This window comes from Herbaspirillum sp. B65, assembly GCF_000333555.1.
In the GTDB taxonomy this organism is placed as follows: Bacteria; Pseudomonadota; Gammaproteobacteria; order Burkholderiales; family Burkholderiaceae_D; genus Herbaspirillum; species Herbaspirillum rubrisubalbicans.
Genome location: NZ_BADI01000458.1, coordinates 1 through 7825, shown reverse-complemented (window position 1 = coordinate 7825; position 7825 = coordinate 1). Strand labels below are relative to the sequence as shown.

At 61.8% G+C, this 7825-nt stretch carries 6 protein-coding genes and 1 pseudogene; all 7 read left to right on the top strand.

From position 1 onward, the window contains the following. Positions 1-536: chemoreceptor glutamine deamidase CheD (gene cheD, locus I5W_RS11045; RefSeq protein ID WP_044529251.1), on the top strand; the 536-nt coding region annotated here is incomplete at its 5' end. A 59-nt stretch (positions 537-595) separates the two neighbouring features. Beyond that, entirely contained in the window at positions 596-1672 is a 1077-nt protein-coding gene (locus tag I5W_RS11040) for a protein-glutamate methylesterase/protein-glutamine glutaminase (RefSeq protein WP_044529250.1), read from the top strand. Positions 1673-1849: 177 nt separating this feature from the next. Next, the gene (gene cheY, locus I5W_RS11035; RefSeq protein ID WP_006712751.1) at positions 1850-2245 is read left to right on the top strand and encodes a chemotaxis response regulator CheY; all 396 of its coding nucleotides are present in this window, start codon (positions 1850-1852) and stop codon (positions 2243-2245) included. Next, positions 2238-2897 carry a protein phosphatase CheZ gene (gene cheZ / locus I5W_RS11030; protein WP_017450919.1) on the top strand — a complete coding sequence of 220 codons (660 nt, stop codon included), beginning with the start codon at positions 2238-2240 and terminating at the stop codon, positions 2895-2897. The genes cheY and cheZ overlap by 8 nt, the downstream gene beginning before the upstream one ends. A 351-nt stretch (positions 2898-3248) precedes the next feature. Continuing rightward, positions 3249-4424 (top strand): flagellar biosynthesis protein FlhB, encoded by a 1176-nt coding sequence (gene flhB, locus I5W_RS11025; protein WP_044529249.1) that lies wholly within the window; start codon positions 3249-3251, stop codon positions 4422-4424. Between the two features lie 2 nt (positions 4425-4426). Beyond that, entirely contained in the window at positions 4427-6535 is a 2109-nt protein-coding gene (flhA, locus tag I5W_RS11020; RefSeq protein ID WP_017450921.1) for a flagellar biosynthesis protein FlhA, read from the top strand. Continuing rightward, positions 6532-7551: pseudogene (gene flhF / locus I5W_RS11015) on the top strand (flagellar biosynthesis protein FlhF); the annotation flags it as partial. The gene flhA and the pseudogene flhF, both read left to right, overlap by 4 nt. Between the last annotated feature and the right edge of the window lie 274 nt (positions 7552-7825).

The window sequence follows — 7825 nt, the reverse complement described above, 5'->3', positions numbered from 1 at the left end:
AGATCCTGCGGGGTGAATACTATTTCACGACCAAGGACATGATGATCGTCACCGTCCTCGGTTCCTGCGTCTCGGCCTGCATCCGCGACGCGTTCTCCGGCATCGGCGGTATGAACCACTTCATGCTGCCTGATGGTGGCGGTGATGACGGCAGCCCGATTTCGGCTTCGGCGCGCTACGGCACCTATGCCATGGAAGTGCTGATCAACGACGTGCTCAAGTCCGGCGCCCGGCGCGAAAACCTGGAGGCCAAGGTATTCGGCGGGGGCAACGTGCTGCGCGGCTTCTCCGCCATCAACGTGGGAGAGCGCAATGCCGAATTCGTGCGGCGCTACCTGAAGGCAGAAAACATCCGGGTGGTGGCCGAAGACCTCAACGACATCTATCCGCGCAAGGTCTACTTTTTCCCGCGCACCGGCAAGGTGCTGGTGAAGAAATTGAAGCAAATGCACAACAACACCCTGGTGGATCGCGAAAAAGCCTACGCCAGCAAGCTGGTCACCAAGCCAGTGGGTGGCGAGGTGGATCTGTTCTGAGTTGGTGGGCAGGGCAGAAGGGCTTATCAGGGCAATACCGAAATTTGAGTGATTGAGTGATGAAAATTAAAGTTCTTATCGTGGATGATTCGGCGCTGATCCGGAGCGTCATGCGTGAAATCATCGGCAGCCAGCCCGACATGGAAGTGGTGGGTGTGGCTCCCGATCCCATCATTGCGCGCGAGCTGATCAAGCAGACCAATCCGGACGTGCTGACGCTGGACGTGGAAATGCCGCGCATGGATGGCCTGGATTTCCTGGAAAAGCTCATGCGCCTGCGCCCCATGCCGGTGGTGATGGTGTCTTCTCTGACCGAGCGTGGCTCTGAAATCACGTTGCGCGCCCTGGAACTGGGTGCCATCGACTTCGTGACCAAGCCCAAGATCTCGATACAGAGCGGTATGCAGGAATATGCCGACATGATCGCCGACAAGATCCGTGCTGCCGCCAAGGCGCGCGTGCGCGCCCGTCCGTCGCGCTCGGCCGAGCAGGCGGCCTCCTCTGGTGAAGTGTTGCCGCAGATCCGCAATCCGCTCACCAGTAGTGAAAAACTGATCATCATCGGTGCCTCTACCGGTGGCACCGAGGCCATCAAGGAATTCCTGATTCGTATGCCGTCGGATTGCCCGGGCATCCTGATTACCCAGCACATGCCGGAAGGCTTTACCCGCTCCTTTGCCCAGCGTCTCAACAACCTGTGCAAGATCTCGGTGGTGGAGTCGGCTGGCAACGAACGCGTATTGCCCGGCCACGCCTATATCGCTCCCGGCCACTCGCACCTGAAACTGGTGCGCAGCGGCGCCAACTACATGACCCAGCTCGACCAGGGGCCACCGGTGAACCGTCACCGTCCGTCGGTGGATGTGCTGTTCCAATCGGCCGCCACCTGCGCCGGCAAGAACGCCGTGGGCGTGATCCTGACCGGTATGGGCAAGGATGGCGCCCAGGGAATGTTGGAAATGCGCAATGCCGGCGCCTACAACTTTGCCCAGGATGAAGCTTCCTGCGTGGTCTTCGGGATGCCGCGCGAAGCCATTGCCGTGGGTGCAGCCCATGAGGTTCTGTCGCTGCAAGCCATGCCGGGCAGGGTGCTGGCGTGGCTGGCAGAACACGGAAGTCGTGCTCTGCGCGTGTGATGTGGCGTTGAGCGCTTATTGTTCTGCCAGTTTTGTTTTGCTGCACTACAATGCGTTGCAATAAGAGGAAGTATGGGCTGATGGGCCCTTACTTGGGGTAAGTAGAGGTTATCGGTTCAAGTTGCGCAGTGCCCTTGCCGATAACCAAGAATTCAATTGTTCAGATGGAGTCTTAGCATGTCGGGTCCCAATACCAAGTTCTTAGTTGTCGATGATTTCTCGACCATGCGCCGCATTGTGCGCAATCTGCTCAAGGAGTTGGGCTACACCAACGTGGATGAGGCCGAAGATGGTGTGCAGGCCTTGCAAAAGCTGCGCAGCGACCAGTTCGACTTTGTCGTCTCCGACTGGAACATGCCCAACATGGATGGTCTGACCATGCTGCAGGAAATCCGCAAGGATCCGGCCCTCTCCAAGTTGCCGGTGCTGATGGTCACCGCCGAGGCCAAGAAGGAAAACATCGTGGCGGCCGCCCAGGCCGGTGCCAACGGCTATGTCGTCAAGCCCTTCACTGCAGCGACGCTGGATGAGAAGCTGGGCAAGATCTTCGAAAAGATGGCCGCAGGTGGCTGAGGTGGATAGCGCTCCCAATCCCGCCCGTACTTCATCGGCCGAGGGCACCGGCGTGAGCGAAGAAGTGCTGGTGCGCATCGGCCACATGACGCGCAACCTGCACGACAGCTTGCGCGGACTGGGTTTTGATCGCCTGCTGGAAAAAGCCGCCAGCGATATGCCGGACGCCCGTGACCGTCTCGAATACGTGGCCCGCATGACCGAGCAAGCCGCCCAGCGCGTGCTCAATGCCACTGAGCTGGCCAGCCCTCTGCAGGAGCGCATCCATGACGGCGCCAGCGAACTCAAGGCGCAGTGGGATGCTGCCAGCGCCGGCAGCTTCTCCGAAGCCGACTATCGCGCGCTGGCCGCCAAGACCTCGGCCTTCCTGGCCCAGGCCGGCGAAGACAGCAGCGTGACCAAGCAGCAATTGCTGGACATCATGATGGCCCAGGACTTCCAAGACCTGACCGGCCAGGTCATCAAGCGCGTCACCAAGCTGGCCCATGACCTGGAGTCGCAACTGGTGCAGTTGCTGGTCGATTATTCGCCTTCCGAGACCAAGCGCGAAGATAGCGGTTTGCTCAACGGCCCGCAGATTGATCCGGCCGGCAAGGATGTCATTGCCAACCAGGGTCAGGTAGATGATTTGCTGGAAAGCCTGGGCTTCTGAGTTCGGTGGCCAGCGCCCAGGAAACGCTTCGGATGTTGCCTTGATGGCAAGTCCGGGGCGTTTTGTTTTTGTGTCTCAAATGCTACGCGGCGGCGGTAATTGCGCCCTGAAATCGGCGGGAGTGTGCCATCGCGCTTGACTTTTCGTCGTCGATGCCGGATTCGATACGCATCGTGCTGCCACAGGCAGAGCCTTGCGATTTTGCCTAGTCCGAAATGCGGGACGTTTTCACCGTTATTCCCCTGATGATCCAGGCGCCCGCTCGCCAATAATCCTAGCCTATTGTTCTATAAATCCGTCCAGCGCACGCGACGCAGGACGGACAGCGGTTTAGCAGGGGGGATAAGGCGGATGGCCGAAGACAGCGATATGGAGCGGACCGAACCCGCCACGGGCAAACGCATCGAGCGTGCCCGTGAGCAGGGTGATGTGCCGCGTTCGCGCGAATTGGCCACGACCTTGATGCTGCTGGTGGGCGGTAGCTGTGTCTGGCTCTTCAGTGGTCCGGTGGTGACCAGCCTGGACCGTATCCTGGTCGCGACGATGAGCTTCGAGCGGGCCGCAGCCTTCGATCCGGTGGTCATGTTCAACATGTTGAGCGCTCACCTCATCGATGTGGCCGTTGCCCTCATTCCCTTGGCCTTCCTGATGACCCTGGCTGCCATGGCTGCGCCGCTGATGCTGGGGGGCTGGCTGTTCAACGTGCAGTCATTGGCGCCCAAGTTCGGCAAACTCAATCCCATCAGCGGCTTTGCCAACATGTTTTCGATCAATTCCTTGGTCGAGTTGGGCAAGGCGGTATTGAAGACCTTGCTGGTGGGGATCGTGGCCTGGGTGGCCATTCGTGGTCAGCTCGACGCCGTCATGGGGCTGGGCGTGGAGTCGCTCAAGACGGCAGGGGCGCATTCGGCCTATCTGCTGTGGGTGAGCTTCATCACCATTGTGTCGGCGCTGGTGTTGATTGCTGCGTTGGACGTGCCTTACCAGATCTGGAACTACGGCCGCAAGCTGCGCATGACGCGCGAAGAGGTCAAGCAGGAACACAAGGAATCCGAAGGCGACCCCCACATCAAGGGCAAGATCCGCGCGATGCAGCGCGCCATGGCGCGCCGTCGCATGATGGCCGAAGTGCCTACCGCCGATGTGGTGGTGACCAACCCGACCCACTATGCAGTGGCACTGAAATATACCGAAGGCAAGATGGGCGCACCCAAGGTGGTGGCCAAGGGCGCCGACGACATCGCCGCCAAGATCCGCGAACTGGCGCGCGAGCACAAGGTGCCGCTGTTGGAGGCTCCGCCCCTGGCGCGTGCGCTGCACACCCATACCGAAATCGGCGACGAAATTCCCGAAGCGCTCTACACGGCCGTGGCTGAAGTGCTGGCCTATGTGTTCCAGTTGCGCACCTATGGCAAGTTCGGCGGCAACCGCCCGGTGGAGCCCACCGAACTGAACGTGCCCAAGGAACTCGATCCGGCCACCGCGCCCAAGAAACCCCGCGGGGCCAAGAATAGAAGCAGGCAGTAACGATGGCGACCAAACTCAATACCATGAAAATCCCGGCCTGGGTGCCGGTCAAGAGCGGCAGGGCACTGGCGGCCCCGATCCTCATCGTCATGATGCTGGCGATGATGGTGCTGCCGCTGCCGGCCTTCATGCTGGATCTGCTGTTCAGCTTCAACATCTCGCTCTCGGTGATTGTGCTCATGACCGCGCTCTACACGGTCAAGCCGCTGGACTTCATCGCCTTCCCGGCCGTGCTGCTGGTGTCGACCATGTTGCGCCTGTCGCTCAACGTGGCCTCCACCCGGGTGGTGCTGACCGAAGGTCACACCGGGCCGGACGCCGCCGGCAAGGTGATCGAGGCCTTCGGCCACTTCCTCATCGGCGGCAACTACACCGTCGGTATCGTGGTGTTCGTGATTTTGACCATCATCAACTTCATGGTGGTGACCAAGGGTGCCGGCCGTATTGCCGAAGTGGGCGCACGCTTCACCCTGGACGCCATGCCCGGTAAGCAGATGGCCATCGACGCCGACCTCAACGCCGGCTTGATCGGTGAGCCCGAAGCCCGCGCCCGCCGCAAGGAAGTGGCGCAGGAGTCGGAGTTCTACGGTGCCATGGATGGTGCCTCCAAGTACGTGCGCGGCGACGCCGTGGCCGGCATCATCGTGACCGTGGTCAACATCGTCGGCGGCCTGGTGGTGGGCATGGTGCAGCACGACCTGGCCTTCGATGCGGCTTTGAAGAACTACACCCTGCTGGCCATCGGTGATGGCCTGGTGGCGCAGATTCCTTCGCTGATCATCTCCACGGCCGCCGGTGTGGTGGTCTCGCGCGTGGCCAACGACCAGGACGTGGGCGGACAGCTCATCAACCAGCTCTTCGCCAAGCCCGAAGTGCTCTACATTACCGCCGTCATCATCGGCGGCATGGGCCTGATCCCGGGGATGCCGCATATCGCCTTCATCCTGCTGGCTGCGGCCATGGGCGGCGGCGCCTATGCCATCGGCAAGCGGGTCGAAAAAACCAAGGCCGAAGCGGCGGCCGCCGCACCGCAGGCCACCGCCTCGGCCGCTGCGCCTGCCGAAGGCGAGGAGGCGACCTGGAGCGACGTCATGCCGGTCGATACCCTGGGGCTGGAAGTGGGTTACCGCCTCATCCCGCTGGTGGACAAGGGGCAGGGCGGCGAACTGCTCAAGCGCATCAAGGGCATCCGCAAGAAGTTTGCCCAAGAAGTGGGCTTCCTCTCGCCCCCCATCCATATCCGCGACAACCTGGAATTGAAACCCTCGGCCTACCGCATTACCTTGAAAGGGGTGGAGGTGGGCAATGGCGAGGCCCATGCCGGGCAGTACCTGGCCATCAACCCCGGCATGGTGACCGGTCCCTTGCCCGGCATGATGACTTCCGACCCGGCCTTCGGCCTGCCGGCCGTGTGGATCGACAACAGCCTGCGCGAACAGGCTTCCACCATGGGCTATACCGTGGTCGATGCCGGTACCGTGGTGGCCACCCACCTGAACCACCTCATCACCACCCATGCCGCCGAGCTGCTGGGCCGCCAGGAAGTGCAGAGCCTGCTGGACCACCTGGGCAAGGAAGCGCCCAAGCTGGTGGAAGACCTGGTGCCCAAGATGCTGCCGCTGGGTACTCTGCAGAAGGTATTGCAGAACCTCTTGGCCGAAGGCGTGCATATTCGCGATATGCGCACTATCATCGAAACCTTGGCCGAGCACGCGGCACGCATCCAGGACCCCACCGATCTGACGGCGATCGTGCGCATCGCACTGGGCCGGGCCATCGTGCAACAGATTTTCCCGGGCGAGAGCGAGCTGGCCGTCATGGCCCTCGACTCCAAGCTCGAACGCCTGCTCATGCAGGCACTGCAAGCCAGCGGCGACAGTGGCGGCATCGAGCCGGGCCTGGCCGATTCGCTGGTGCAGCAGACCGAGATGGCGGCGCAGCGCCAGGAGCAGATGGGCTTTGCCCCGGTACTGCTGGTGGGAGCGCCGCTGCGTACCTTGCTGGCGCGCTTCTTGCGCCGCGCCTTGCCACAGTTGCGTGTGCTCTCGCACGCTGAAGTACCCGAGTCAAAAACGATTAAAGTTACCAGCCTAGTTGGAGGGCAAGCATGAACGTCAAGAAATTTATCGCCAATTCTTCTCGCGAGGCCTGGCGCCAGGTTCGCGAGGCGCTTGGGCCGGATGCCGTCATTCTCTCCAACCGCAATATTCCTGACGGGGTGGAGATCCTGGCCATGGCCAATGAGGACATGACCACCCTGGTGGCCCCCACTGGGACGCGCGACCCCAATGCTCGCCCACCGGCGGCATCCTTGCAGCAGCAGTCCGGCCAGCCTGCGGCCCAGCAGCCCAAGCGTCCCGCCTTGCTATCCTCGCCAGTGGCACAGCAGCCGATGCGCGCAGCGCGTGCCGAGAATGCGCCCTTGCTGGATCAGCCGGCCCAAGGTCGTGCCCCGGCCCGTGCGGCAGAACCGGCCGCTACCGGCGACGCCCGCGTCTGGCGCAGCCGCCGCGCAGAGCAGGCGGCCCGTCCGGCCTCCGGCGCAGCCCATGAGTCGGGTCAAGCGGATCAGCGCCCGCGTTCGGCCCTGCCCGAATTCGATGGCAAGGACTATGACGAAATCCTGTCCGAAGTCATGAGTGAAATCCGCTCCATGCGCGGCGTGCTGGAAACCCAGCTGGCCGAGATTTCCTGGGGCGGCACGCAAAAGCGCGAACCCCTGAAGGGCATCGTCCTGAAGGAAATGCTGGCAGCCGGTTTCTCGGCCAGCCTGTCGCGCCTGATCACCGAAAACCTGCCCGCCAATTCCAAGTCGCAGGACATCATGTTCTGGGTCAAGTCGGTGCTGGCCCGCAACCTCAATACCTTGGCCAACGAAAACGAGTTGCTGGAAAACGGCGGCGTCTTCGCCCTGGTCGGACCCACTGGCGTGGGCAAGACCACCACCACGGCCAAGCTGGCCGCACGCTGCGTGATGCGCCACGGTTCCGGCAAGCTGGCCCTGATTACCACCGACGGCTACCGTATCGGCGGATATGAACAATTGCGCATCTACGGCAAGATCCTGGGCGTGATGGTGCATTCGGTCAAGGATGAGACCGACCTGCGTATCGCCCTGGCGAAGCTCACATCGAGTTGGAATTCAGCGAGGTACTTACCGGGCGTCGTGTCCTTCAGCGAATCAGGCAACAGCAGTTCGCCAACCTTCGCGCCGTTATCGCCGCCAGTGACGACGCATTGAGCGCGGTACATCTTCCAGGGATTGCCGGTCTTGCGGCTGACGCCGGAGGATTCTTGGACGGAGACGATTTCAATCAGATGCTTGTTATCAATTGCGGACATGATGACGCCTTAAGGTAGGGAAAGGCCAAAGCGGCCGAAGCGGACCCTTACGGGCAGTA

Bases quoted from the DNA above. Each gene is read 5' to 3' on its own strand.
- I5W_RS11040 (WP_044529250.1), top strand. From the start codon at position 596: ATGAAAATTAAAGTTCTTATCGTGGATGATTCGGCGCTGATCCGGAGC.
- cheY (WP_006712751.1), top strand. From the start codon at position 1,850: ATGTCGGGTCCCAATACCAAGTTCTTAGTTGTCGATGATTTCTCGACC.
- flhB (WP_044529249.1), top strand. From the start codon at position 3,249: ATGGCCGAAGACAGCGATATGGAGCGGACCGAACCCGCCACGGGCAAA.
- flhA (WP_017450921.1), top strand. From the start codon at position 4,427: ATGGCGACCAAACTCAATACCATGAAAATCCCGGCCTGGGTGCCGGTC.